The 26380-nt window shown below is 75.3% G+C and carries 23 protein-coding genes; 8 read left to right on the top strand and 15 right to left on the bottom strand.

Annotated elements, in window-relative coordinates; translation table 11 throughout:
• Positions 1–133 precede the first annotated feature (133 nt).
• Positions 134–1438 carry a sugar transferase gene (locus tag ABT023_RS16895; protein WP_502890697.1) on the top strand — a complete coding sequence of 435 codons (1305 nt, stop codon included), beginning with the start codon at positions 134–136 and terminating at the stop codon, positions 1436–1438.
• Between the two features lie 96 nt (positions 1439–1534).
• Entirely contained in the window at positions 1535–2920 is a 1386-nt protein-coding gene (locus ABT023_RS16900; protein WP_350886314.1) for a glycosyl hydrolase family 28-related protein, read from the top strand.
• 130 nt (positions 2921–3050) lie between these two features.
• Here ABT023_RS16900 and ABT023_RS16905 read toward each other — a convergent pair whose 3' ends face one another.
• The 6 genes from ABT023_RS16905 to ABT023_RS16930 all read right to left on the bottom strand — a co-directional run bounded on the left by ABT023_RS16905 (position 3051) and on the right by ABT023_RS16930 (position 10631).
• Complete coding sequence (locus tag ABT023_RS16905; RefSeq protein ID WP_350886316.1) at positions 3051–4286, bottom strand: hypothetical protein; 1236 nt, start codon at positions 4284–4286, stop codon at positions 3051–3053.
• A gap of 3 nt (positions 4287–4289) precedes the next feature.
• Complete coding sequence (locus ABT023_RS16910) at positions 4290–5780, bottom strand: hypothetical protein (RefSeq protein ID WP_350886318.1); 1491 nt, start codon at positions 5778–5780, stop codon at positions 4290–4292.
• Positions 5777–6949 (bottom strand): glycosyltransferase family 4 protein, encoded by a 1173-nt coding sequence (locus ABT023_RS16915; RefSeq protein ID WP_350886320.1) that lies wholly within the window; start codon positions 6947–6949, stop codon positions 5777–5779. Before ABT023_RS16915 ends, ABT023_RS16910 begins: the two co-directional genes overlap by 4 nt.
• A gap of 5 nt (positions 6950–6954) precedes the next feature.
• Positions 6955–8070 carry a glycosyltransferase gene (locus tag ABT023_RS16920; protein ID WP_350886322.1) on the bottom strand — a complete coding sequence of 372 codons (1116 nt, stop codon included), beginning with the start codon at positions 8068–8070 and terminating at the stop codon, positions 6955–6957.
• A complete protein-coding gene (locus ABT023_RS16925; RefSeq protein ID WP_350886324.1) occupies positions 8057–9202 on the bottom strand; it encodes a glycosyltransferase in 1146 nt (381 codons plus the stop codon). The genes ABT023_RS16920 and ABT023_RS16925 overlap by 14 nt, the downstream gene beginning before the upstream one ends.
• Before the next feature lie 157 nt (positions 9203–9359).
• Positions 9360–10631: a hypothetical protein gene (locus ABT023_RS16930; protein ID WP_350886326.1), complete on the bottom strand. Its 1272-nt coding sequence runs from the start codon at positions 10629–10631 to the stop codon at positions 9360–9362.
• Positions 10632–10735: 104 nt separating this feature from the next.
• On the opposite strand from ABT023_RS16930, the gene ABT023_RS16935 reads away from it, so the two are divergent.
• The 6 genes from ABT023_RS16935 (at position 10736) to hutH (ending at position 19092) form a co-directional block, all read left to right on the top strand.
• Positions 10736–11590, top strand: a complete 855-nt coding sequence (locus ABT023_RS16935; RefSeq protein ID WP_350886327.1) for a MurR/RpiR family transcriptional regulator — start codon at positions 10736–10738, stop codon at positions 11588–11590.
• 13 nt (positions 11591–11603) lie between these two features.
• Positions 11604–13259, top strand: a complete 1656-nt coding sequence (gene hutU / locus ABT023_RS16940; protein ID WP_350886329.1) for a urocanate hydratase — start codon at positions 11604–11606, stop codon at positions 13257–13259.
• Positions 13256–14476, top strand: a complete 1221-nt coding sequence (locus ABT023_RS16945; protein ID WP_350886330.1) for an allantoate amidohydrolase — start codon at positions 13256–13258, stop codon at positions 14474–14476. The genes hutU and ABT023_RS16945 overlap by 4 nt, the downstream gene beginning before the upstream one ends.
• A 454-nt stretch (positions 14477–14930) precedes the next feature.
• Positions 14931–16289 (top strand): formimidoylglutamate deiminase, encoded by a 1359-nt coding sequence (locus ABT023_RS16950; protein WP_350886332.1) that lies wholly within the window; start codon positions 14931–14933, stop codon positions 16287–16289.
• Between the two features lie 74 nt (positions 16290–16363).
• Entirely contained in the window at positions 16364–17566 is a 1203-nt protein-coding gene (hutI, locus tag ABT023_RS16955; protein ID WP_350886462.1) for an imidazolonepropionase, read from the top strand.
• A complete protein-coding gene (gene hutH / locus ABT023_RS16960; RefSeq protein WP_350886334.1) occupies positions 17554–19092 on the top strand; it encodes a histidine ammonia-lyase in 1539 nt (512 codons plus the stop codon). The genes hutI and hutH overlap by 13 nt, the downstream gene beginning before the upstream one ends.
• A 65-nt stretch (positions 19093–19157) precedes the next feature.
• On the opposite strand, the gene rdgB is transcribed toward hutH, so the two are convergent.
• The 9 genes from rdgB to ABT023_RS17005 form a co-directional block, all read right to left on the bottom strand.
• Positions 19158–19775: an RdgB/HAM1 family non-canonical purine NTP pyrophosphatase gene (gene rdgB / locus ABT023_RS16965; protein WP_350886336.1), complete on the bottom strand. Its 618-nt coding sequence runs from the start codon at positions 19773–19775 to the stop codon at positions 19158–19160.
• On the bottom strand, positions 19772–20497 hold the full coding sequence (rph, locus tag ABT023_RS16970) for a ribonuclease PH (RefSeq protein WP_350886338.1): 726 nt from the start codon (positions 20495–20497) through the stop codon (positions 19772–19774). The genes rdgB and rph overlap by 4 nt, the downstream gene beginning before the upstream one ends.
• Positions 20498–20575: 78 nt before the next feature.
• Positions 20576–21322, bottom strand: coding sequence for an MBL fold metallo-hydrolase (locus tag ABT023_RS16975; protein ID WP_350886340.1), 747 nt, complete (start codon positions 21320–21322; stop codon positions 20576–20578).
• A gap of 231 nt (positions 21323–21553) precedes the next feature.
• Positions 21554–22519 carry a PLP-dependent cysteine synthase family protein gene (locus ABT023_RS16980; RefSeq protein WP_350886342.1) on the bottom strand — a complete coding sequence of 322 codons (966 nt, stop codon included), beginning with the start codon at positions 22517–22519 and terminating at the stop codon, positions 21554–21556.
• A gap of 12 nt (positions 22520–22531) precedes the next feature.
• Positions 22532–22876, bottom strand: coding sequence for a MoaD/ThiS family protein (locus tag ABT023_RS16985; protein WP_350886344.1), 345 nt, complete (start codon positions 22874–22876; stop codon positions 22532–22534).
• Between the two features lie 75 nt (positions 22877–22951).
• Complete coding sequence (locus ABT023_RS16990) at positions 22952–23440, bottom strand: M67 family metallopeptidase (RefSeq protein WP_350886345.1); 489 nt, start codon at positions 23438–23440, stop codon at positions 22952–22954.
• 53 nt (positions 23441–23493) lie between these two features.
• Positions 23494–23997: a DUF2017 domain-containing protein gene (locus ABT023_RS16995; RefSeq protein ID WP_350886464.1), complete on the bottom strand. Its 504-nt coding sequence runs from the start codon at positions 23995–23997 to the stop codon at positions 23494–23496.
• A 2-nt stretch (positions 23998–23999) separates the two neighbouring features.
• Complete coding sequence (gene clpS / locus ABT023_RS17000; protein WP_350886347.1) at positions 24000–24290, bottom strand: ATP-dependent Clp protease adapter ClpS; 291 nt, start codon at positions 24288–24290, stop codon at positions 24000–24002.
• 148 nt (positions 24291–24438) lie between these two features.
• The gene (locus tag ABT023_RS17005; RefSeq protein WP_350886348.1) at positions 24439–26205 is read right to left on the bottom strand and encodes a hypothetical protein; all 1767 of its coding nucleotides are present in this window, start codon (positions 26203–26205) and stop codon (positions 24439–24441) included.
• Positions 26206–26380: the final 175 nt, after the last annotated feature.

Consider the following 26380-nt stretch of genomic DNA (forward strand, 5'->3'; position numbering starts at 1 on the left):
GCCGCCGGGCGACCGGTCGGGCGCGTCCCGACCGACGGACGCCGCCCCGGGCCGGCCGGGTCTGGACACCACGGCGGTGCTGCCGTACGCGGGATCGCGGGCGTCGCGGCGCACCCGAAGGCTGCGGGCGTGGATGATCACCGGGCCGGCCGACCTGGTCGGGCTCCTGGCTCCGCTGCTGCTGACCACGCGGTTCTGGCGCGGCACCCTGGTCATGGCCGCCCTGACGGTGACCGTCTTCGCGGTGGGCGGGCTCTACCGGGCCCGCCGGCACACCAGCCTCCTGGACGAGCTGCCCAGCCTCACCGGGCGGCTGCTGGCCTGCGGGGCGGTCGTCGCCATCATCGCCGCGATACGGCACGACTCGGCGGACGACGCCGCCGGCTTCATGCGCGGGGTGGGGGTCTCCGCCGGCCTGGTCATCGTCAGCCGGGCGGTCACCCGGTCCCTCTCCGACATGGCTCGCAGGCGCCGCTGGGTCGAGCACAACGCGATCGTCATCGGCAGCGGGCCGGTCGCCGCGGAGCTGGCCCGGATGCTGCGCCGCTACCCGCGGTACGGCCTGCGCTTCGTCGGCTGCGTCGACGCCGCGGGGGCGCACGCGCCGGGCCGGCTGCCGGTGATCGGCACGCTGGACGACCTGGATCGGCTGGTCGAGCTGGTCGAGTGCGAGGTGCTGATCATCGCCGACCCGTCCTGCTCGGAGCCGGCCCTGATGGAGCTGCTCCGCCGCCCGGCCAGCTCCGGGTGCGACCTGTGGGCGGTGCCCCGGCTGTGGGGGTCCCGCACCCACGACGGGAACCCGGACCACATCGGGGCCATCCCGATCGTCAAGGTCGGCGACACCACGTTCTCGGGTCCGAGGTGGGCGGTCAAGCGGGCCTCCGACGTGGTGATCGCCTCGGTCGCGCTGGTGGCGTTGAGCCCCGTCCTGCTGCTCTGCGCCCTCGCCACGTACCTGGAGGACCGGCGCGGGATCTTCTTCCTCCAGGAGCGGGTGGGCCGGCACGGGCGGCTCTTCCGGGTCGTCAAGTTCCGCTCCATGCGCCCGGTCGACGAGCACGAGTCGCGTACCAACTGGTCGATCGCCCACGACCGGCGGGTCGGCCCGGTCGGCCGGTTCCTCCGCCGGACGTCCCTGGACGAGCTGCCCCAGCTGTGGAACATCCTCAGGGGCGACATGAGCGTGGTCGGCCCGCGCCCCGAGAGGCCGCACTTCGTCGAGCAGTTCTCGGCGCAGTACCCGCAGTACGCGATGCGTCACCGGGTCCCGGTCGGGTTGACCGGACTGGCCCAGGTGAGCGGCCTGCGGGGGGACACCCCGATCTCCGACCGGGCGCGCTTCGACAACTACTACATCGAGAACTGGTCACTGTGGCTGGACGTCAAGGTGATCCTCCGTACGGTGGCGGAGGTGTTCCGCGGCGGCCGGCACTGACGGCCGGTGCCGCCCGTCCGGGGCTCGCCGGGGCCGTGGGATCATCGGTCCGGGCCGGTCCACACCGCTGACCAGGCCGGTTCGGGAGGGGACCAGATGGCCCACGGAAACCTCGACGCCGTGTCGGGGACATCGGGTGTCAGCCGGCGGAACGCCCTGCTGCGGGGCGGGGCCGTCGCCGCCGGACTGGGCACCACCGCGGTGGGCGTCGCCGCGCTGGGCCCCTGGTCGTCGAACGGCTCCGGCGGTCAGGGCGTGGTCGACGTCCGCGAGCACGGCGCGCGGGGCGACGGCCGCAGCGACGACACGGAGCCCCTGCAACGGGCCATCGACGCCGCCGGCCGGGCCGGGGGCATCGTCTTCTTCCCGCCGGGGACGTACCTCACCGGGCGACTGACCCTCCGCTCCCGGGTGCACCTGCGCGGCTCGGGCGGCGACGCGACGATCCTGCGGCTGCGCGCCGGGGCGAACTCGGCCATCCTCGAGTCGGACGGGTTCTCCCGGCTCGCCGGCACCCGGTCCGACCAGGGGATCACGCTGTTCAGCGTGCGCGACCTGACGCTGGACGGCAACAAGGAGCAGAACTCCTCCGCCGGGTACGGGCTGCGGCTCTACGGCTACGGCTATGAGATCTCCGAGGTCATCGTCTTCAACTGTCGAAACGACGGCATCGTCAGCGAGTGGGGGCCGGCCGGGGCGCTGCCGGCGCCCTCGCACCAGATGGAGGCCCGGCTGTCGGCGGTGCGCACGCACGGCAACGACGGGCACGGGATCAACTTCCACGGCCCGCACGACTCGATGTTCATCAACTGCCTGACGTTCGAGAACGGCGCGAGCGGGTTCCGGTTGACCGGCGACTCGATGGGCACGTCCATGGTCAACTGTCACGCCTGGGGGATCAAGCAGAACGTCTCGTTCGACCTGGCGGCCACCGGGATCAGCTGTTCCAACTGCTACGCCGACCTCAACGGCGGGGTCGGCGTCCGGATCTCCCGCAACGACATCCGGTGGATCGGTGGGCTGGTGCTGGGTTACAACCACACCGACCCGCACCCGGAGATCGGGATTCAGTTCGTGCCCGGCGTCCAGCCCGAGGAGCCCTCCGGTTGCCTGGTGGAGAGCAAGGTGGTGAACTGCGGCACGGCGGCCGTGGACTTCGGCGCGGAGCGGGGGCTGTCCAGCGTCCGGGTGAGCCTTTCCCAGCCGGGTGCCGTGGACGCCGACGGCCGGCGTATCCCCGGCACCGGCCGTGGCTGGATCGGCACGCCGGCGCCGACCACGCTGGTCGAGATCACCCAGGGCCTCGGGCACCCGGACAAGAACCTCGTGGTGCGGCCCGCGTTCGACCTGCGCGCCGAGGCCGAGCCCGCCCGCCCGGGCGGCGGCTCGGTGCGCGTCTTCGCGCGGGACGTGGGCGGCCGGACGCAGTTGTGCGCGTTGTTCCCCAGCGGCGCGGTGCAGGTGCTCGCGACCGAGCCCTGACCTCCGGCCCGAACCGGGGCCACGGGCGGACGGCAGACCGGCCGGGGTCCACGGGCGGGACGGGCAGCCGGCCCGGACCCACGGGCGGGACGGCAGACCGGCGGTCGGCGACGGCCGGGCCGGGGTCGGGTCAGGACCCGGCGCCGCCCCCGGCCGGCACCGGATCCCGGTCCCTGGCCGGCTCCGCGACGGGCCCCTCGGCGGCCCACGGCCGCATCCGGGCGAGGAACCAGCAGACCACCAGCGCCTCGGCGACCAGCAGCTGAACGACCAGGCCGGCGACCCCGGTGACCCAGAGGGCCGACGCCGCGAGCCCGCCGAACGCGACGACCCGCGACCCGACGGCCGAGACCAGGTAGCGGCGCGGCGCCGCCCAGACCATGTGCCGGGTGGAGAGCCAGGTCGCCGCCGTGAGCAACGCCTTGTATCCGCAGTACAGGGCGATCACCCCGACGCCGACGGTGGCCAGGTCGGGCGCGACGAGGGCCCGCAGCGGCCCGCTGGCGAGCACCACCGCCGACACCGCCACCAGCGCCACCACGGTCAACGCCCGGGTGCCGGTCCGCCAACGGCCGCGCCGGCCGGCGACGACGTCCTCCCGGACACTGGCCGACAACACCACGTGGAACGGGCCGAAGACCAGGTCCATCGCCCGCAGGACGACAACGGCGGCCGGTCCCGCCACGGCGCCGGCCACCGAGGGCAGCGTGACGGTGTACGACAGGTCGACGGCCGCGGCGACGCAGTACACCGAGCCCACCCTCAACCCGCGCCGCAGGCCGGGGCGGACCGCCGCGGGCGCGGCGGCGGGGCGACGCAGCAGCACCCAGGCCAGGACGGCGACCTGTGCGGGCACCGCGACGACGTCGACCCGCAGGTCGAGGGCGACGAACACGGCACCACCGAGCAGGGTCCCGACCGCGGTCAACTGCGGTACGAGGTTCGCCCGTCGGGGCGTGCGGGTGTTCGCGGTGGCCCAGAAGAACGCCTCGATCGGCAGTTGCAGGAGCACCGGGGCGAGCAGGATCAACCGGTCGGCGGCGCCGGTGTCCGGCAGCGCCACCGTGGCGCACAGGTAGCCCACCACGGCGACCGGCGCGAGCGTCGCGGCGGCGACGCGGCCCGCCCAGCTCTCCACGTGCCAGTCCGCCGGGACGAGGCCGGCGGAGAGTGGCCGGCCGACCAGGGCCTCCAGCAGCGTGTACGGGATGGCGAGCAGCGCGCCCTGCAACGCCACCGCCGGCAGCCGGTCGGTGTCCGCCCAGGACGCCAGGAGGAAGACGTAGACGCTGCACAGCCGGGTGAGCGCCTGCACCGACAGCTGCGAGCCCTGCAACCGCGCCCCGAGGGCGAGCAGCGGTCGCACGGCTCAGGCCCGCCGCGCGTCGGCGGCGGGGGCGTCCGGCGCGGGGTGCCCAGTCGAGGCGTCGGGGGCGGGGGCGAGCCAGGCGACGGGCCAGGCTGCGGGCCAGGGGGCGGGCGCCGGTGGGTCGTCCAGGCGCAGCCCGTACGCCACGAACGCGGCCAGGCACATCATCGCGCCCGGGTACTCCCACGCCTCGATCACCAGGAACGAGGCGGCCAGGCCGGCCAGCACGGCGACGTGCAGCACGGACGCCGGGTGCGCGGCGGTGCGCCGCCACAGCCGCACCAGCCCGTACCCGATGCCGGCGACCAGGACGATCATCGCCCACGGGCCGTACTGGAGGCCGACGCTGACGAAGTAGTTGTCGACGAAGACCTGCGGGCCGGCCGTCACCCGGGACGTGGTGGCCGCGCCGACCCCGCCGATCCCGAGCCCCCAGAAGGGCAGGCCGCCGCCGAGCAGCCCGGCCCACACGTCGAACCGTTCGAAGAGGCTGCGGGCGCCGGTGGCGCCGACGGCCACGAAGCCCACGGCCACGCAGACGACCACGCCCAGGCCCACCAGCCGCGCGCGGCGTCGCCCGGCGGCCCCGCCGGAGCGGTCGAGCAGCACGGCCGCGAGCACCCCCGCCACCACCAGCAGCGCCCCCGACCGGCTGGTGCTCAGGGCCAGGCAGGCGACGGCGGCGAACCCTCCGGCGTGCCAGGACCACGGGGCACGCCGGGCACGCCGGGTCAGCCACAGGGTCACGTAGCCGAGCAGGTACGCGCCGGCCAGGATGCCCAGCTCGCCGTTGAACTCGGTGAGGCCGGGCACCCGGAAGGTGTCGCCGATGTAGCGGACCGCCCGGTCCTCCTCGAAGCCCCACCGCACCAGCCGGGCCGGGCCGACCGCCAGCTCCCCGACCGCCGCCACGGCGTTGGCCACGAGCAGCCAGGACAGGGCGGTGAGCACCGTCCGCACCTGGGGCCGCGTCAGCGCGGCGAGCACCACGAGCAGCAGCAGCGGGACCAGGGTCAGCCGGACGCCGACGAGGGTCTGGGCCGCCCCGTGGTGGGCGATGCCGATCAGGCTCCACACCGCCACGACCAGCAGCACCGCCGCGCCGGTGAGGAGCCGGGTCCGGGTCCACCGGCCGAGCAACGCGGTACGCCCGAAGAGGACGCCCACCACCGCGGCGGCGGAGACGCTGAGCACGTACTCGCGCCCGCCGAACGCGTCGCCGACGAGCCCCTGGACGCCGGTCATCCACAGCCCCAGCGGGGCGTTGAGCACGATCAGCACGTACACCATGCCGGGCACCTGGCGGACCGCGACGACGCCGAGGCCGGCCAGGAAGAGTGGCGCCACCGGGGAGATGCCGGCCAGCGCGCAGCCGACGACGGCCAGCAGGAGCAGCACACCCCCGACCAGCCAGGGGGTGGGCGGCCGACGGCGGGCCGGGGCGGTTCCGGGTGCCGTCGCGTCGGGCCGGTGTCCGGTGTCCGGGATCATCGGCGGGTCACCTCGGGTCGCTGGTCGGCACCGGCTCGGGCGCCGACCGTCCGGTAGGTCTCGACGACGGCGTCGACGTGCCGGTCCCAGTCGAGGCGCGTCCCGTCGGCGGCGGCCGACGCGGACATCGCCGCGTACTCGTCGTCGGGCATCCGGGCGGCGCGGCACAGCAGTTGTGCCAGCTCGTCCCGGGTGCGGAAGACCAGGACCGAGGCGTCCTCGGCCATCGGCGGCCGGGCCATGTCGCTGGCGAGGATGGGCCGCGCCGCCGTCAGCGCCTCCGCGCAGACCAGGCCGAACGTCTCGGCGCACTGACTGGGGAAGACGAGCCAGCCGGCCCGCAGGAACGCGGCGCGCTTGCCCTCGGCGTCGAGGTAGCCGAGGTACCGCACGGAACGGGACCGCTCGGCCGCCCGCTCGACCTCGGCGCGCAGCGGGCCGTCGCCGCCGACGAGCAGCGTGCCGCCGACCGCGTCGGCGGCCTCCGCCCAGGCATCGAGCAGCAGGTCCACGCCCTTGTGCCGGTCCAGTGCGCCGAGGTAGAGGAAGACGCGGCGGTCGCCGGGCGGCCAGTCGCGCGGCCCGGGCGGGAGCGGCACGGCGAGCGGCAGGAGCCGGGTTGCCGGCCCCGCCCCCGCGGCGCCGGCCAGGACCCGCAGGCGGGTGCGCTCGGACGGGAACAGCAGGGTGCAGCGCCTGAGCTGCCGCAGCACCCACCGGGACCGCAGCCGCAGCAGCGCGTCCAGGAGGGCCGAGCGACCCAGGTTGCCCAGGGCGTTGTTGGGGTCGCGGACGGCGTGGTCGTGCACGGAGTGGCAGGTGGGCCACCGCCGCGACAGCCGCGCCACCGGCCGGACGCCGAGCCCCTGCCAGTTGTGCAGGTGCACCACGTCGGGGTCGAAGTCGCGCAGGTCGTCCGGGCCCAGTCCGGTCGGGTCGACCAGGTCGCCCAGGTGGGTGCAGAGCTTGGCCAGCCGGGGGGCGAGCCGGGCCAGGCGGGCCGAGACCCGCTCACCGACCGGCCGGTCCTCCGGGTGCTCCGCGTCGGGCGTCCGGCTGTGGACGCGGACCTCGTGGCCACGGTCGGCGAGCGCCCGGGACAGGTCCCGGACGTACCGCTCCGCGCCGCCCCGGACGGCGAAGCCGGAGTGCACCATGGCGATCCGCACGGCCGTCACCGCCCGACCGGGCGGGGGGCCGTCGGCACCCCGGAGAGCAGGTCGGCGAGGTGTGCCGTCGCGGTACGCCAGGACCGGCCGCACCGCCCCACCGGCGGCCGGGGCGCGGTCGTCGCCTCGGTCACCGCGTCGACGAGGGCGCGGGGCGTCCAGCTCGTCATCCGGGCCGCCCGCCCGCCGGTGGCCTCGTGCAGGGCCGGATCCGGGGAGACGACCACCGGCGTGCCGAGCCGCAGCGCCTCGGCCGCAGGCAGCCCGTAGCCCTCGAAGTGGCTGGGCATCAGGAACGCGGCGGCGCCGGCGATCGTGGCGGCGTACCCGTCCTCGGGGAGGCGGTCCAGGAACAGCACCCGTTCCGCCGCGGCGCAGCGGGCGACGGCGGCCTCGAACTCCGGCACCCGTTGCCCGCCGGTGAGCACCGCGAGCACGTACCCGGGCAGGTCGGGCAGGGCGTCGACGGCGATCTCGACCCCCTTGTGCGCGGCGTGCCCGGCCACCGCCAGGTAGTGCCCGCCGCCCGCGACCCGCGCGGCCAGCGGGGCGGGCAGCGGGCCGGGAGCGGTGTCGAGGCTGCTGCCCGGGTGCCAGACCGCCGTGCGGTCGTCGCGGACGCCGTACAGGCCGAGGAGATCGTGTCGGGTGCGGGCGCTGACGCAGAGCAGCCGCGCGGACCGGCCGATCGCGGTGCCGTAGCTGACCCGCCGGTACTGCCGGACGGCGCCCGACAGCCCGTGCGGCCAGAGCCGGAACGCGAGGTCGTGCACGACGGTGGTGACGGGCAACCGGCTGCCCCGCACGGCGAGCGACGGGCTCAGCGACAGCACGGTGGTCGCGGGGGCGGCACCCCGGTCGGCGCGGCCGGTGACGCCGCGCAGGGCGGTGACCGCGGACGCGATCGCCCGGGCCCGGTCGGCCGGCTGCCGGCTGACCACCTCGACCTGGACGGCCGGGTCGGTCGGGGGGACGGCCCAGTCGGGTGGCGCGGCGACCACCCGGAGCCGCTGCGGGCCGGGCCAGTGCCGGACGACCTCGGTGAGCACCCGGGTGATCCCGCCGTCCCCGACGCCGCTGCACTCGAGGACGGTCGTTTCGACCCGCTCAGCCGGACTCATGCGTGACCCACTCGGCCATCCGGGCCGCGAAGCTGTCCCGCCCGAACCCGGCCGCGTGCCGGCGGGCCCGCTCGGGGTCGAGCCCGTCGAGCCGGCCGACGGCCGCGGCGTGGCGGGCCGGGTCCCGCGACGCGACGAGGAAACCCGTCTCGCCCTCCACGACGGTCTCCAGCAGCCCGCCCGCGCGCAGCCCGATGACCGGGGTGCCGCACGCCTGGGCCTCGACCGGGATGATGCCGAAGTCCTCGTGCGCGGGGAACAGCAGGGCTCGGGCACCCCAGTACAGCTCCCGGAGCCGCTCCCGACCGGGCCGCGGCTCGAACGTCACCGGGACGGGCGCCCGCGCGGCCAGCCGGCGCAGGCGGGCCTCCTCCGGGCCACCTCCGGCGAGGACGAGCGGCAGGCCCGCCTCGGCGGCGGTCGCGATCATCAGGTCGAAGTTCTTGTACGGGATCCACCGCCCGACCCCGAGCAGGTACTCGCGGGCCTGGTCCCGCTCGGCGGCCGGCGGGGCGGCGAAGAAGTCGACGTCGACGGGCGGGTGGATGACCACCGCGTCGCGCCCCCAGTACCGGCGGATGCGGGCCTGGACCTCGCGGGAGTTCGCGGCGTAGGCGTGCACGTGCCGGCTGAGCCGGACATCCACCGCCTGCAACGCCCGTCGTGGCCCGCTCAGCAGCCGGCCCGCGCCGCGCCCGTCGAAGTCGGGGCTCCAGACGTACCGGGCGGGCGAGTGCACGTAGCTCAGGTGCCGCGTCCGCTCGGGCGGACCGAACCGGGCCGTGTGGCCGAAGGCGTGGCTGGAGGAGATCACCACGTCGTACCCGGCGGGGCGGGCGGCAGCCCGCCAGGCCAGCGGCAGGAACGGCAACGCGAGGGCCTTGCTGCGGCGCAGCGGCGTCCGGGCCAGCCAGGACTCCCGCAGTCGCAGCCGGTCCCGGGGAACGTCGGACTCGGCCCACAGCACGAAGCGGTCGGCGTGCGGGACCAGGTCGGCGATGGCGAGGAAGACGTTCTCGGAGCCGCCGGCCGCGCTGAACCACTCGTGGACGAGCGCGACGGAACGCCCGGCCAGCAGCGGCGGGCCGACGCGCGGAGCCGGCACGGGACCGGCGTCCTCGACCGACGTCATGACTTGTCGCCCAACCCGATGCTCCCCAGGGACACGGGGCGCCATCTCCGGCCGGGCGCCCAAGAACCCGCCTGGACGGGCGATGTCACACCGGTCCCCCGACGGCCGTGTCCATTAATGATGTCGCCGCAGCCGTTGTCAACTCCCGCGACGACCGTCAGCTGGTGCGCCGCCACAGGTCCCGCAGCGCGTCCCAGTTCCCGCCGACGCCGGCCTCGCAGAGGGTCTCCAGGTAGAGCGCCCCGAGCCCGTCGTCGCGGTCCCACCACACCCCGCAGATCGTCCGGCCGTCGTCGCCCTTGAAGGCGTACTCGATGTAGCTGCCGGCGGCCCCGCTGACGCCGCCGGTGGTCCGGGTGGCCTCCCGCAGGCCGGGGGCGAGGGACCCGCCGGCCAGGTTGAGCTGCTGCCGGTAGGCCCGTGCCGCGTCCTTGGTGGACCTGGCCTCGTAGAGGCCGAAGTGCAGGGACAGCCCGCCGTAGCGGCAGAACACGTGCCGCTTCTCGTCCGCCGGCCGCTTGGGCCCGCCGGCCTCGGTGTCGACCGCGCAGCCGCCCATCCGGGCCAGCCACGGCTCGGCCAGCGGTGCGAGGTCGCCCTCGAACTTGGGCTTGTTGAGGGAGAACTGGTTCGCCTCGAACGGCGCCACGGTGGGGCTGGCCGAGGGGGCCGGGCCGGGAGCGGCCCCGTCATCACCGAGGGTGGTGCCGACGAACACCCCGGCGCCGCCGGCGACGACCGCCGCCAGCACCACCACGGCGACCCAGAGGCCGGTGCGGCTGCGCCGGGGCGGCTGCGCCGGCGCGATCCGCCGGCCGGGCGCGGAGAACGTGTCGTACGGCGGGGAGCTGCCGGGCGTCGGCTCGGCGGCCGGCGAGAGCGGCGCTCCGGAGACCGGCTGGGGCGTCACCGCCCACGGCTGGGGCACCCAGGGCAGTTGGGGCGGGCCCGACGTCGGCTGCGGGGGCACCGACACCGGCTGGGGCGGCGCCGACGTGGGCTGCGTCGCCGTCGCAACCGGCTGCGGCTGCGCCGAGATCGGTTGCGCCGAGATCGGTTGCGCCGAGGATGGCTGGGTCGAGATCGGCTGGGACGGCGGGGGCGGCGTCGACCCGCCCGCCACGGGCCGGTAGTCCATGCCGAGGGTCTGGAACAGCCGCTGCGGCGCACCGGCCTCTCCCGGCGGGTACGCCACCCAGGGATGGGCGGCGGAGAAGTCGGCGGCGAGGTAGCGGTGGCCGCCGGCCGTCTGGGCGAGCGTGTTCGCCACGTTCGCGAAGGCCTCCCGCCAGCGCTGGTCCGCCGCCGCGACGCCGTCCAGCACCACCACGAGCGCCGGCCGCCCCTGACCGTCCACGGCGGACCATGCCCGACCGACCTGGCAATCCCCCACCGCCTCGGTGAACCTGTACGGACCCTCCGGCTGCATGCCCCACTCCTCTGCTCACCCGCCGTGCGGATAGTACAGAGACGGCGCGACAACGACGGTGCTCACGGCTTGCCTCTGAAAGTTTTGATGCATAGAGTCGGCGCATGAATGACGGACGCACCGGCGGGGCGCCCACCGACCGGGTGGTCGACCTGTTCCGGGGCGTCCGGCTCACCCCGACCCAGCGCCGGATCGCGCACAGCCTGGTGCAGCACGCCACCTCGGCGGCATACCTCTCCGCCGCCGAGGTGGCCGAGCTGGCCGGGGTCAGCCAACCGTCGGTGACCCGGTTCGCCGTGGCGCTCGGCCACGACGGCTACCCGGCGCTGCGCCGCCGGCTGCGCGAGCTGACCGGCGCGGCCACCGGCGGGTCCTCCGGCGGCGGCAACGAGCTGCAACGCGCCGTCCGGGCCGAGGTGGGCAACCTGGAACGGCTGGCCGGCCAGCTCGCCGACCTGGACCGGATCGCCGAGACGGGCGAGCTGCTCGCCGCGAGCCGCCCGCTGCCGGTGCTCGGGCTACGGGCCGCCGCGCCGCTGGCCGCGTACTTCGCGTACTTCGCCGCCAAGGTGCACCCGGACGTGCGGGTGCTCGACGACGGCGGCAGCCTGCTCACCGACCGCCTCGAACAGGCCGCCGCCGCCGGGGCGACCGCCCTGCTGGCGTTCGTGCTGCCCCGCTACCCCCGGGAGACCCTGGACGCGCTGTGCGAGGCGCGGGCCGCCGGGCTGACCGTGGTGGCCATCACCGACTCGCCGGTCAGCCCGGCCACCGACCACGCCGACGTGGTACTCCCCGCCGCCGTCGGCACCGATCTGGTGTTCGACCTGCACACCGCCCCGATGACCCTGGCGATGGTGGTCCTCCAGGCCATCTGCGACGCCGCGCCCGCCGAGACCCAACGCCGGCTGGAGGCATTCGAGTCCTCCGCCGCCCGTCGCCAGTTGTTCCTCGGCTGAGAGGAGAACCGAGATGTCCCAGCCCGTCCGCGCCGCCCGCGGCACCGCGCTGACCGCCCGGGGGTGGCCGCAGGAGGCCGCCCTGCGGATGCTGATGAACAATCTCGACCCGGAGGTGGCCGAGCGCCCCGACGACCTGGTCGTCTACGGCGGCACCGGGAAGGCCGCGCGGGACTGGCCGTCGTACCACGCGCTCGTGCGCACGCTGACCGACCTGCGCGAGGACGAGACGATGCTGGTGCAGTCCGGCCGCCCGGTCGGGGTGCTGCGCACCCACGAGTGGGCACCCCGGGTGCTGCTGGCCAACTCCAACCTGGTCGGCGACTGGGCCACCTGGCCGGAGTTCCGCCGCCTGGAGCAGCTCGGCCTGACCATGTACGGGCAGATGACCGCGGGGTCGTGGATCTACATCGGCACCCAGGGCATCCTCCAGGGCACGTACGAGACGTTCGCCGCCGTCGCCGCCAAACGGTTCGGTGGAAGCCTGGCCGGGACGCTGACGCTGACCGCCGGATGCGGCGGGATGGGCGGGGCCCAGCCCCTCGCGGTCACCATGAACGGCGGCGCGTGCCTCATCGTCGACGTGGACCGCAGCCGGTTGGACCGCCGGGTCCACGACCGCTACCTCGACGAGGTCGCCGACTCCCTGGACGACGCGGTGGAGCGGGCGCTCGCCGCGAAGCGGGACCGCCGCGCGCTCAGCGTCGGCGTGGTGGGCAACGCCGCCACCGTCTTCCCCGAGCTGCTGCGCCGGGGTGTGGAGATCGACATCGTCACCGACCAGACCAGCGCGCACGACCCGCTGTCGTACCTGCCGGAGGGGGTGGAGCCGGCCGACGCCCGGGACTACGCGGAGGCGAAGCCGGCCGAGTTCACCGACCGGGCCCGGACGTCGATGGCCCGGCACGTCGAGGCGATGGTCGGCTTCCTCGACGCGGGGGCCGAGGTCTTCGACTACGGCAACTCGATCCGGGGCGAGGCGCGCCTCGGCGGGTACGAGCGGGCGTTCGACTTCCCCGGCTTCGTGCCGGCGTACATCCGGCCGCTGTTCTGCGAGGGCAAGGGCCCGTTCCGGTGGGCGGCGCTCTCCGGCGACCCGGCCGACATCGCCGCCACCGACCGGGCGATCCTCGACCTGTTCCCGGAGAACGAGTCGCTGGCCCGGTGGATGCGACTGGCCGGCGAGCGGGTCGCCTTCCAGGGCCTGCCGGCCCGGATCTGCTGGCTCGGCTACGGCGAGCGGGACAGGGCCGGGGTGCGGTTCAACGAGATGGTCGCCTCCGGCGAGCTGAGCGCGCCGGTCGTCATCGGCCGGGACCACCTGGACTGCGGCAGCGTGGCCAGCCCGTACCGGGAGACCGAGGCGATGGCCGACGGCTCCGACGCGATCGCCGACTGGCCGCTGCTCAACGCGCTGGTCAACACCGCCAGCGGGGCGTCCTGGGTGTCCATCCACCACGGCGGCGGGGTCGGCATCGGCCGGTCCATCCACGCCGGCCAGGTCTGCGTCGCCGACGGCACCGCGCTGGCCGGGCAGAAGATCGAGCGGGTGCTCACCAACGACCCGGCGATGGGCGTAATCCGGCACGTCGACGCCGGCTACGACGCCGCCCGCGAGGTCGCCGACCACACCGGCGTACGGGTGCCGATGGCCGAGGGCCGGGCATGACGGCGGACCACGCGGACCTGACGGACCTGGCCGGCCGGTTCCGGGCGCTCTGGGACTCCATCGCCCCGGTCGGCCGGGACCCGGGCAGCGGCGGCTACCTGCGGTACGCGTTCACGGAGCCGGAACTGGCGCTACGCGACTGGTTCCGGGCGCAGGCCGCCGGCCGGGGCATGCCGGTCACCGCCGACGGCAACGGCAACCTCTTCGCCCGCTGGGGCGATCCGGCCGCCGGGGACGCGGTGCTGACCGGCAGCCACTTCGACTCGGTGCCGCACGGCGGCGCGTACGACGGGCCGCTCGGCATCGTCAGCGCGTTCCTCGCCGTGGACGAGCTGCGCGCCGCCGGGGCGGCCCCGGCCCGGCCCCTCGTCGTGGCCGCGTTCGCCGAGGAGGAGGGGGCCCGGTTCGGCGTACCGTGCCTGGGGTCCCGGCTGCTCACCGGCGCGCTCGACCCGGGCCGCGCGGCCGGCCTGCGCGACGCCGACGGGGTGAGCCTGGCCGAGGCGCTGGGCGACCGGCCCACGGGTGCCCGGCCCGACCTGCTGGGCGGGTTCTCGTGCTTCGTGGAGCTGCACGTCGAGCAGGGCCGCGCGCTGGTCGAGCGTGACGCGCCGGTCGCGGTCGCCAGCGCCATCTGGCCGCACGGCCGCTGGCGCTTCGACTTCCACGGCGAGGGCAACCACGCCGGTACGACCCTGATGGCCGACCGCCGCGACCCCATGCTCACGTACGCGTTCACCGTGCTCGCGGCGAACAAGGAGGCCCGGCTGCGCGGCGCGCACGCCACGGTCGGTCGGGTCCGGGTCGAGCCGAACGCCACCAACGCGATCCCGTCGAAGGTGACCGGCTGGCTGGACGCCCGCGCGGCCGAACCGGACACGTTGACCGGCCTGGTCGACGCGGTGCGCGCCAAGGCCACCGAGCGGGCCGGCCGGGACGGCACGGAGGTCACCCTCACCGAGGAGTCGGCGACCCCGCTGGTCGCCTTCGACGGCGGCCTCGGCGGACGGCTGGCGGCACTGCTGGACGCGCCGGTGCTGCCCACGGGGGCGGGTCACGACGCCGGGGTGCTGGCCGGGCATCTGCCCACCGCCATGCTGTTCGTACGCAACCCGACCGGGGTGTCGCACTCCCCCGCCGAGGCGGCCACGGACGCCGACTGCGCCGCCGGGGTCGCCGCCCTGGCCCGGGTCCTGGAGGAGCTGACATGCGTCTGATCCAGCCTCCGGCGGCCGGGCCAGGGCTTCCGACGGCCGGGCCGGCCACGAACCCAGGGCCGGACCGACCCACGCCGGCCGGCGCGGACGCCGCAGGCGGGCCGCACACGCCAGGCGGCGGGAACCCCACCCGGGGCGGCCCGCACACGCCAGCCGGCCCGCACACACCAGCCGGCGCGGAGCCCGCTCCGGGCGGCCCACACACGCCAATCGGCGCGGAACCCGCCCGGGGCGGCCAACACACCCCGGGCCCTATGGAGCTGCCCGCGCAGACGGGGCAGAGGCCGGGTGCGACGCCTCACCCATCGCCGGCACCGCCGTCGTTGGCGCTCGCGCCCTCGCCCTCGCCGTCGCTGGCTCTGGTGGCCTCGCAGTCGCCGTCGCCTTCGTGGTCACCCTCGCGGTCGCTGGGCCCGGTAGCGCAGACGGGGCAGCTCCACATGGGGCGGAAGAGGTGACCCCGACCCGTTGGCTCGCCGAGTACGCCTGGCTGCCCGACCGGGCCGAGCCGACCGCCGACGTGCTGATCGAGGCCGCGGACGGCCGGATCACGGCTGTCACCCCGCTCGGCGGCGCGGGCACGCCCACAGCCGGGGTGGAGGTGCTCGGCGACGTCACCCGGCTGCCCGGGCTGACCCTGCCCGGGCTGGCCAACGCCCACTCGCACGCGTTCCACCGGGCGCTGCGCGGGCGCACCCACGGCGGCCGGGGCGACTTCTGGACCTGGCGGAATGTCATGTACGACGTGGCGGCCCGGCTCGACCCGGACAGCTACCTGGCCCTGGCCCGGGCCGCGTACGCCGAGATGGCGCTGGCCGGGATCACCTGCGTCGGCGAGTTCCACTACCTGCACCACGGCCCCGACGGCACGCCGTACGCCGACCCGAACGCGATGGGCGCGGCCCTGGTCGAGGCCGCCACGCAGGCCGGGATCCGGCTCACCCTGCTGGACACCTGCTACCTGACCGCCACCGTGGACGGTGAGCCGCTGACCGGGCCGCAGCGGCGGTTCGGCGACGGCGACGCGCTGGGCTGGGCCGACCGGGCCTCGGCGTTCGCCCCCGACGGGGCCCACGCGCTGGTCGGGGCGGCCGTGCACTCGGTCCGCGCGGTGCCGGCGGAGCAGCTCGCCACCGTGGCCGAATGGGCCGACCGGCGCGGTGCGCCGCTGCACGTGCACCTGTCCGAGCAGCCCGCCGAGAACGACGCCTGCCGGGCCGCGCACGGCCGCACGCCGACCCGGCTGCTGGCCGACCACGGGGTGCTCGGCCCGGGCACCGTCGCCGTGCACGCAACCCACCCCACCAGCGCCGACGTGACTCTGCTCGGTGACACCGGCACCGGGGTCTGCCTCTGCCCCACCACCGAGCGGGACCTCGCCGACGGGATCGGGCCGGCCCGCCGGCTGGCCGAGGCGGGCGTCGCGCTGAGCCTGGGCAGCGACAGCCACGCCGTGATCGACCTGTTCGAGGAGGCCCGCGCGGTGGAGTTGGACGAACGGTTGCGCACCCGACGCCGGGGGCACTTCAGCGCAGCCGAGCTGGTCGGCGCGGCCACCGTCGCCGGGCACGCCGCGCTCGGTTGGGGCGACGCCGGCCGACTGTCGGTCGGCGACCGGGCCGATCTGGTGACGGTGCGGCTGGACAACGCCCGGACCGCCGGGGTGCCGCCGGTCGGCGCGTTCTTCGCGGCGACCGCCGCCGACGTGACGCATGTGGTGGTCGACGGGCGGACGGTCGTGGCCGACGGCCGGCACCTGACCGTGGACGTGCCGGCGGAGCTGCGGCGTGCCATCCAGGCGGTGAACTCGTGAGCCCGGGCAACTGGCAGTACCGACCGGCCGGGCCGGGCGATCGGGTCCGGCCGGCGCCGCGGAACACCGGCAGCCTGCTCATCGACAACATCGGGGAGCTGGTCACCAACGACATCGGCGGCGAGGGCGGACCGCTGGGAATCCGCCGGGACGCCGCTGTGCTGGTCGAGGACGGGCAGGTGGCCTGGGTCGGGCCGGCCCGGGACGCCCCGGCCGCCGACCGGCGGATCGACGCCGAGGGGGCGGCCGTGCTGCCCGGCTTCGTGGACAGCCACGCCCACCTGGTCTTCGCGGGCGACCGGGCTACCGAGTTCGCCGCCCGGATGGCCGGCGAGCCCTACACCGGGGGCGGCATCCGCACCACCGTCGGCGCGACCCGCGCGGCCTCCGACGACGAGCTGCGGGCCACCGTCCGGCGGCTGCGCGGCGAGGCAATGCGGCAGGGCACCACCACCATCGAAATCAAGAGCGGGTACGGGCTGACCGTCGCCGACGAGGCCCGTTCGTTGCGGATCGCCGCCGAGTTCACCGAGGACACCACATTCCTCGGCGCGCACGTGGTTCCCGCCGAGTACTCCCACCGCCCCGACGACTACGTGGGCATGCTGTGCGGGCCGATGCTGGCCGCCGCCGCCCCGTACGCCCGCTGGATCGACGTGTTCTGCGAGCGGGGAGCCTTCGACGTGGACCACGCCCGGGCGATCCTCGCCTGTGGGCAGGCCGTCGGGCTCGGCATGCGGGTCCACGCCAACCAGCTCGGCCCCGGTCCGGGCGTGCAGCTCGGCGTGGAGCTGGGCGCGGCCAGCGTGGACCACTGCACCCACCTGTCCGACGCCGACATCGACGCGCTCGCGTCGCGCCGGATCGACTGCATGTGCCCGGACGGCCTGCACACCACCACCGTCGCCACACTGCTGCCCGGGGCGGAGTTCTCCACCCGCTCGCCGTACCCGGACGCGCGGCGGCTGCTCGACGCCGGCGTCACCGTGGCCCTCGCGACGGACTGCAACCCCGGCTCGTCGTACACCTCGTCGATGCCGTTCTGCGTCGCCCTCGCCGTACGCGAGATGCGGATGACCCCGGCGGAGGCGGTCTGGGCCGCGACCGCCGGGGGCGCGCGGGCGCTGCGCCGCACCGACGTCGGGGTGCTGCGGCCCGGCGCGCGGGCCGACCTGACCATCCTCGACGCGCCGTCGTACCTGCACCTGGCCTACCGGCCCGGTGTTCCCCTGATCCGCCAGGTTCTGCACAACGGAGTGCCGCAATGTCGATCGTGACCGTCCAGCCCACCGGGATCTGCCCCGCCGACGTCCTCGCCGTGGCCCGAGGCAGCGCCCGGGTCGTCCTCGCCCCGTCCACCGTGGACGCGATGGCGGCCAGCCGGTCCATCGTGGACCGGATCGAGGCCGCCGGCCGGCCCGTGTACGGCGTCTCCACCGGCTTCGGGGCCCTCGCGAACACCTTCGTCGCGCCGGAGCGGCGCGCGGAGCTGCAACACGCGCTGATCCGCTCGCACGCCGCCGGGGTGGGCGCTCCGATGCCGCGCGAGGTGGTCCGGGCGATGATGCTGCTGCGGGTCCGCTCGCTGGCGCTGGGCCGCTCCGGGGTCCGCCCGCTGGTCGCCGAGGCCCTGGTCGACCTGCTCAACCACGACGTCACCCCGTGGGTGCCGGAGCACGGTTCGCTCGGCGCGTCCGGCGATTTGGCCCCGCTGGCGCACTGCGCGCTGGTGCTGCTCGGCGAGGGCTGGGTGCTCGGCCCGGCCGGCGAGCGGCTCGACGCCGCCGACGCGCTGCGCGGGGCCGGGCTGACCCCGGTGGAGCTGGCCGCCAAGGAGGGGCTGGCCCTGATCAACGGCACCGACGGCATGCTCGGCATGCTGCTGCTGGCCATCAACGACGCGGCGCACCTGTTCGCCATGGCCGACGTGACGGCCGCCCTGGCCATCGAGGCGATGCTCGGCTCGGAGCGGCCGTTCCTGCCGGAGCTGCACGCGATCCGCCCGCACCCCGGCCAGTCGGCGTCGGCGGCGAACATCCACCGGCTGCTCCAGAAGTCGGCGGTGATGGACTCGCACCGCGACGACCTGGCGCACGCCGTGCAGGACGCGTACTCGATGCGCTGCGCGCCGCAGGTCGCCGGCGCGGCCCGGGACACCCTGGACTTCGTCCGGACCGTGGCCGACCGGGAGCTGGTGTCCGTGGTGGACAACCCGGTGGTGCTGCCCGACGGGCGGGTCGAGTCCACCGGGAACTTCCACGGCGCCCCGCTCGGCTTCGCCGCCGACTTCCTGGCCATCGCCGCCGCCGAGGTGGGGGCGATCTCCGAGCGGCGGGTGGACCGGCTGCTCGACGTGACCCGGTCCCGGGAGCTGCCGGCGTTCCTCTCCCCCGACGCCGGGGTCAACTCCGGGCTGATGATCGCCCAGTACACGGCCGCCGGGATCGTCGCGGAGAACCGCCGGCTGGCCGCACCCGCGTCGGTGGACTCGCTGCCCACCAGCGGGATGCAGGAGGACCACGTCTCGATGGGCTGGGCGGCTACGAAGAAGCTGCTCACCGTGCTGGACAACCTGACCAGTCTGCTCGCGGTGGAGCTGCTGGCCGCCGTACGCGGGCTCCAGCTACGCGCCCCGCTGACGCCGTCGCCGGCCGGGCGGGCCGCCCTGGCCGCGCTCGGTGAGGCGGTTGGGGAGCCGGGGCCCGACGTGTTCCTCGCTCCGCTGATGGAGGCGGCCCGGGCCGTGCTGGCCGGGCCGGACCTGCGGGCCGCCATCGAGCGCGAGATCGGCCCGCTCGGCTGACCACCCCGGGGTGGCGCGTGCCGGACACCCGGCACGGGCCTCCCCGGTCGGTCCGCCGCCCGCCGTCAGGCCGCCGGCGGGAGGACCTTGGCGATCAGCTTGGCCAGCTCGCGCAGCGCCTTGCCCCGGTGGCTGATCGCGTCCTTCTCCGGCGGGGTCAGCTCCGCGTTGGTGCGGTCCTGGCCGTCGCCGAGGAAGATCGGGTCGTACCCGAAGCCGCCCTCGCCGCGCGGCGCGCGCAGCAGCCGGCCGGCCTGTCGGCCGTCGACCAGGTGCTCCTTGCCGCCGGGCAGCACCAGCGCCACCGTGCAGACGAACGACGCGCCCCGGTTGTCGTCGGGCAGGTCGGCGATCTGGTCCAGCACGAGCTGGAGGTTGGCCCGGTCGTCGCCGTGCCGGCCGGCCCAGCGGGCGCTGAACACCCCCGGCATCCCGTTGAGGGCGTCGACGGCGAGGCCGGAGTCGTCGGCGATGGTGAGCAGACCGGTGCGCCGGCAGCCCTCCCGCGCCTTGATGAGCGCGTTCTCGCCGAAGGTCAGGCCGGTCTCCGGCAGCTCCGGGTAGTCCTCGACGTCGTCGAGGCCGAGCAGGGCGACCCGGTGCGCGCCGAGCGCGCCGTCGAGGATCCGCTGGAGCTCGATCAGCTTCTTCCGGTTACGGGTGGCGAGCAGCACCTTGTTCATGAGAGAGCCTTCCGCTGGGCCTCGGCCAGTTCCGCGCAGCCTGCGACCGCCAGGTCGAGCAGGGCGTCGAGCTGGTCGCGGGCGAAGACCCCGGACTCCCCCGTCCCCTGCACCTCGACGAACTCGCCGGTGCCGGTGCAGACCACGTTCATGTCGACCTCGGCCGCCACGTCCTCTTCATAGCAGAGGTCCAGCCGGGCCTCGCCCGCAATCACGCCGACGCTCACCGCGGCGACGGAGCGGTGCATCACCTTGTCCGGCTTCCCGGCCAGCGACTTGCGGGCGGCCAGCCAGCTCACCGCGTCGTGCAGCGCCACGTACGCGCCGGTGATCGCCGCGGTGCGGGTGCCGCCGTCGGCCTGGAGGACGTCGCAGTCCAGCACGACCGAGTTCTCGCCGAGCGCCTTGAGGTCGATGCCGGCCCGCAGGCTGCGGCCGATCAGCCGGGAGATCTCGTGGGTCCGCCCGCCGACGCGGCCCTTGATGCTCTCCCGGTCCGAGCGGGTGTTCGTGGCCCGGGGCAGCATCGCGTACTCGGCGGTCACCCAGCCGAGCCCGGAGCCCTTGCGCCAACGGGGCACTCCCTCGGTGACGCTGGCCGTGCACAGCACCCGGGTCTCGCCGAACTCGACGAGCACGGAGCCCTCCGGGTGGGTGCTCCAGCCCCGGGTCAGGGTCACCGGTCGGAGTTGGTCGGGCCGCCGCCCGTCAGGTCGCGCCATGCCTGCACCCTATGCGGTGCGGTGATCGAACCGCCCCGGGGTCTCCCGCTGTCCGCGCCCGCCGCCGGCCGAGGGCGGTCAGATGTCGTAGCAGCCGCCCGAGCGGACGACTTCCAGCGGCCCGTCGTACGCGGCGCCGGCCGCCTCGACGGTGAGCGCCTCGCTGCCCCACGCGGCGACCAGGTGGGTCAGCAACAGCCGGCCCACCCCCGCCTTGGTGGCCGCCTCGCCGGCCTCCCGGCCGGTCAGGTGCAGGTCCGGCGGGTTGTCCGCCCCGTCGAGGTAGCTGGCCTCGCAGAGGAAGACGTCGGCGTCCTGGGCCAGCCGCAGCAGCGCCTCGCACGGCGCGGTGTCGGACGAGTAGCAGAGCACCCGACCGTCGTGCTCAAGCCGCACCCCGTACGTCTCGACGGGGTGGTTCATCCGGTCGACGGTGACGGTGAACGGGCCGATCGGGAACGTGCCCGGTTCGAGGCCGTAGAACTGGTAGACGTCCTCGACGGTGCTGTCCTCCTGCCCGTAGGCCAGCGCCAGCCGGTCCGGTGCGCCGGAGGGGGCGTACACCGGCAGGGGCGGACACGGGCCGTCCGGGGCGTACCGGAGCACCACCACGTATGTCACCGCGTCGAGCATGTGGTCGCAGTGCAGGTGGGTGAGGAGGATGGCGTCCGGGGCGTGCAGCCCGGCGTAGCGCTGGAGGGTGGACAGCGCGCCGGAGCCGAAGTCGACCAGGAGCCGGAAACCGTCGGCCTCGACCAGATAGGCCGAACACGGGGAGTCGGGGCCGGGGAAGCTCCCGGCACAACCGAGGACGGTCAGTCGCATGTGGTTGTCCCGCTGTCACGAACCGTAGTCGTCACGTCGGCCGCCGTCCCGTCCATGATCTTCATCGACGTGTACGACACGCTGCGCAGCCTACGCTGGCGCGCGCCGGGGCAAGAATCATCTAGTGGAAGTTGTCATCAACGTGACACCCGCAACCGCGCCGGCCCGGAGACGACGGACGGGCCGGACCGGTCACCCGGTCACGGCCCGTCGGCGCCGTCAGGCTCGTCCTCAGGCCCAGAGCTGCCCCTCCAGGGCCTCCTCGGCGTCGGCAAGGGTGCCGCCGTACGCGCCGGTGCTGAGGTACTTCCAGCCGCCGTCACAGACCACGAACGCGACGTCGGCCCGGCGGCCGTCCCGGACCGCCTCGTGCGCCACCGCCAGGGCGGCGTGCAGGATGGCCCCGGTGGAGAAGCCGGCGAAGATCCCCTCCACCTCCACGAGCTGCCGGGTACGCAGCACGGCGTCCCTGGTGCCGACGGAGAACCGCCGGGACAGCACGGTGGCGTCGTAGAGCTCCGGGACGTACCCCTCATCGATGTTGCGCAGCCCGTAGACCAGTTCCCCGTAGCGGGGCTCGGCGGCCACGACCTGGATGCCCTCGACCTTCTCGCGCAGGTAACGCCCGGTGCCCATGAGGGTGCCGGTGGTGCCGAGCCCGGCCACGAAGTGGGTGATCGTGGGCAGGTCCTGGAGCAGTTCCGGGCCCGTGGTCTCGTAGTGCGCCCGGGCGTTCGCCTCGTTGCCGTACTGGTAGAGCATCACCCAGTCGGGGTGCTCGGCGGCGATCTGCTTGGCGGTGGCGACTGCCTGGTTGGAGCCGCCGGCGGCCGGCGAGAAGATGATCTCCGCGCCGTACATCCGGAGCAGTTGGACCCGCTCGGTCGAGACGTTCTCCGGCATCACGCAGACCACCCGGTAGCCCCGCAACTTCGCCACCATGGCCAGCGAGATGCCGGTGTTGCCGCTGGTCGGCTCCAGGATGGTGTCGCCCGGGCGGAGCCGGCCGTCGGACTCGGCCCGGCGGACCATGAACAGGGCGGCCCGGTCCTTGATGCTGCCGGTCGGATTCCGGTCCTCCAGCTTGGCCCAGAGCCGCACCGGCGGTGCCCCCTCGGGCACCATCGGCGAGAGCCGGGGCAGCCCGACCAGTGGCGTGCCGCCGCAGGCGTCCAACAGGCTGTCGTACCGCGCCATCGCCGCCCCGCCTCAGCGGACGGCAGCGGCGCGCGTGGCTACCGTGTGCGAGGCGATCGCCGCCGCCGCGGCGAAGCCGAACGCGCCGCCGGCCACGGCCGGCAGGATGGTGACGCTGTCACCGTCGTTGAGCTTGGCGTCGAGCGCGCCGAGGAAGCGGACGTCCTCGTCGTTGACGTAGACGTTCACGAAGCGGTGCAGCACGCCGGCTTCGGTCACCAGCCGGCCGCGCAGGCCGGCGTGCCGGGAGTCCAGGTCGGCGAGCAGGTCGGTGAGCGTGTCGCCGGCGCCCTCGACGACCTTCGCGCCGCCGGTGTAGCTGCGCAGGATGGTGGGGATGCGAACCTCGATGGCCATGGTGTGTCGTGCTCCTTGTCCGGATGTGCGGTTGCTCGGTGACGGGAAGGAATGAATGCCGCGATGCCGCTGGAATCAGCGGTCGGAACACTCGTAGTCGACCGTCGCCGGGCTCTGCCCGAACATGTAGGACTGGACGGCGTTCGGGTCCACGGCGGCGTCCACGATCCGGACCGGCTCCTCCGTCACCACGCCGTCGACGATCCGGTAGGAGCGGATCTCCTCGGTGTCGGGCTCGCGGGTGGAGACGAGCAGGTAGTGCGCGCCGGGCTCGCCGGCGAAGGAGACGTCGGTACGCGACGGGTACGCCTCGGTCGCGGTGTGCGAGTGGTAGATGACGACCGGTTCCTCGTCGCGGTCGTCCATCTCCCGCCACAGCCGCAGGTGCTCCATCGAGTCGAACTCGTAGAACGTCATGGAGCGGGCCGCGTTCTCCATGGGGACGTGCCGGACCGGGGTGTCACTGCCGGCGGGACCGGCGACCACGCCGCACGCCTCGTCCGGGTGGTCCCGGCGGGCGTGGGCGACGATCGCGTCGATGATCGACCGGTCAATGCTCAGCACGCCGTCCAGCCTAGCCCCTCCACCTGGCCAGCCGGGGGTGGCGACGGTCACGCTCAGTCGAGCATGGCGTTGAGCAGGGATTCCTGGAGATACCCGAGGTACGCGTAGACCGACAGTTGGAACACCCGGCTCGACGACGGGTCGGCGGCGACCGCCTCGTCCAGCTCCGCACCGAGGTCCGTGCCGTCCTTGACCTCCAGCCGGACGCCCATCGCCAGGCGGGCGTCGTTGAGCGCCCGCAGCCACGCCTCGGCCGCCTCGGCGTCGAGCTGGACCTCGCCGCCCGAGGAGTCCGAGGAGTCCGGCAGGGCGGCGAGGATCGCCCCGGCCTGGTCGATCTTGCCGGTCTTCAGGTCGCCCTCGGTGTACCGGCGGAACTCCGCCGTCCCGGCCGAGTCGTCCGGGTAGACCTCGGGGAAGAGCCGGCCCAGCACCGGGTCGGAGTGGTCGAAGCCGTCGGTGAGCAGCCCCACCACCTCGGAGGCCACCTTGCGCAGGACCCGGACCTCGTCGACGGCGAGGGTGGCGACGTACCGGTCGCCCCGGCGCCGGAACATGCTCACGACCGCTCCACCGTGGCCCACAGCCCGTACGCGTGCAGCTGCGCCGCGTCGTGCTCCATCCGTTCCCGGGCACCGCTGGAGACCACCGCCCGGCCCTTGTGGTGCACGTCCAGCATGAGCTTCTCCGCCTTCTCCCGGCTGTACCCGAACAACTTCTGGAGGACCCAGGTCACGTACGACATCAGATTCACCGGGTCGTCCCACACAATCGTCACCCACGGCCGGTCGGAAGCCGGCACCTCTTCGGTGGCCGGCGTCTCGACCGGTGCAACCTGCGGAGCCGCCATGCCCCCCATCGTGCCACCGGTTGCCGGGAAGCGATGAACCGGAACGCCGGACGGGTCCGGATCACCAGCCGGAGCCGCCCCGGCGGCCGGCGCGCGGGCCGGGCCGGCAGGCCCCCGTCGGGGCCCCACCGGCCGGTCCGGGCCGGCGTCAGGCGAGCAGGATGCCGTGGTCGACCGCCTCGGAGAGCACCGCGCCGAGCGAGCGGCGGACCGCTTCGAAGCGTCGGGAGATGTCCCGGGTCAGCTCCAGTTCGACCTCGCGCAGCGCCCGCTGCGCCCAGGACCGGGCGCCGCCCGGGTCCTCGTTGCCGGGGCTGCGCCAGTGCTGCCAGCAGCCGCCGGAGAGGGCCACGGCGACCGGCGGAAGCACCTCGACACGTTCCCCGCCCGGGTAGCCGGAGACCGCGTCCACCGCACCGGCGCCGGCCACCTCGGCCACCCCGGCGGTGCTGGTGACCAGCAGCACCCGGTCGAGGTCCCGGCCGGCCGGATGGTCGGCGAGCCCCCAGCGGACGGCGTTGCCGATCCGCCGCCGAACCCCCTCGGGCACCGGGGCGCCCAGGACCCGCCCGGCGGCATCGTCGAGCAGGGCCCGCACCGCCGCGTCGCACTGGGCGGTGGCGAGCAGGGAGAGCGCCTCCAGTTCGCGGTCGAGCAGCTGTGGCAGCCCGGCGCAGCCGACCCCGAAGACAATCTCCCGCACCACCCGCAGGTGGGTGTCGGCCAGCTCCAGGGCGACGTGCTGGCGGATGCGCTGGGCCCGGGAGCGGGCCTGCCGGTCCAGCTGCTCGGCCCACCCGGTCGCCTCCGCGCCGGGCGACACCGCGACCCGGCCGTGCGTCCCGGGCAGCACCGGCGACCGGGCGCCGGCCCGGCGCAGCCCCTCGTCGGCGGCCCAGCCCACCAGGGCCCGCCGCAGCGCGCCGACGTCGTCCGGCCGGGCCGGGTACCAGTGGGCCACGGCCAGGCCCGGCACGGCGGCGAGCAGCGCCGCACGGTGCGCGGCCAGCACCACCTCGACCGGATCCGCCGCGCCGTCCGGGTCCGCCGCGCCGTCCGGGTCCGCCGCGCCGACCGGGTCCGCCGCGCCGACCGGGTCCGGCTCGGCCGGCAGCCGGGCCGGCCGCGGATCCACCGGCCCACCCGGCTGCGCGGATCGCGTCGGCGGCCGGCCGACCCGGCCGCCGGAACCCGTCGGGACGGAAGCCCCCGTGCCGTCCGTCCGCGCCGGGTCCCGGCGGCTGCTCATCACCCGTCCCCACGCCCCGGGCCCGTCCGGTCGATCCGACCCGGCATCCGGCCGCCCGGGTGGGGGCGGGGCCCAACCCGAGACGCCGGGCGTCACCACGAGGAAGACCTCGGCCGCGGCGTGGGCGGCCTCGGTCAGCAGGTGCAGCTCGGCGACCGTGAACGCCTGGTCCGCCGCGATCACGAACAGCAACGCCCCGGCCCGGCCGACCGCGTCGAGCAACACCCGCTCGCCGGCGACGCCCAGCGTGTCGGTGTCGGGCGTGTCGACCACGGTGAAGTGCCGCAGCAGCGGCTCGGCGACGGTCAGCTCGACCCGACGCGGCGGCCGGGCCAGCGCCGGGCCCGCCGCCGACCGGTCCGGCGCGTACGCGTGCGGCTGGCGGTAGCCGGGCACGTAGGCGGCCCGGGTCGGCACCCGGGCGTGGTCGACCAGCAGCCAACTCCCGGGCGGGACGGCGAGCGTCCCCGGGGCGAGCCCCAGCAGGGAGGCGAGCACGTCACGCCGGGCGGCGCCGGCCGGCCCGGCGGCGACCACGGCGAGCGGCTCGTCCGGCCCGGCCTCGGTCACCCCGAGCCGGGTGGGCGTCGGGCCGCACCGCAGCGGGGCGGCCGGCCCGCTCGGCTCGTCGGACACGTCGGCCGAGGGGAGTGGACCCGGCTGCATCAGGTTGCCTCCCGGTGAGGGCGGCCGTACTCGGACCCGGCCGCGTGGTTCGTCCGGTAGGGACACCCCGGATGCGGGAACAGTACGGCCGGCGGGAACATGAACCCCGCAAAGCCGATACTCAGCGCCGATCGACAGATTACTCAACTTCGGAGCGTCACGGCGCGCACGCGTA

This window comes from Micromonospora sp. NPDC002296 (assembly GCF_040296145.1).
Classification (GTDB): domain Bacteria; phylum Actinomycetota; class Actinomycetes; order Mycobacteriales; family Micromonosporaceae; genus Micromonospora.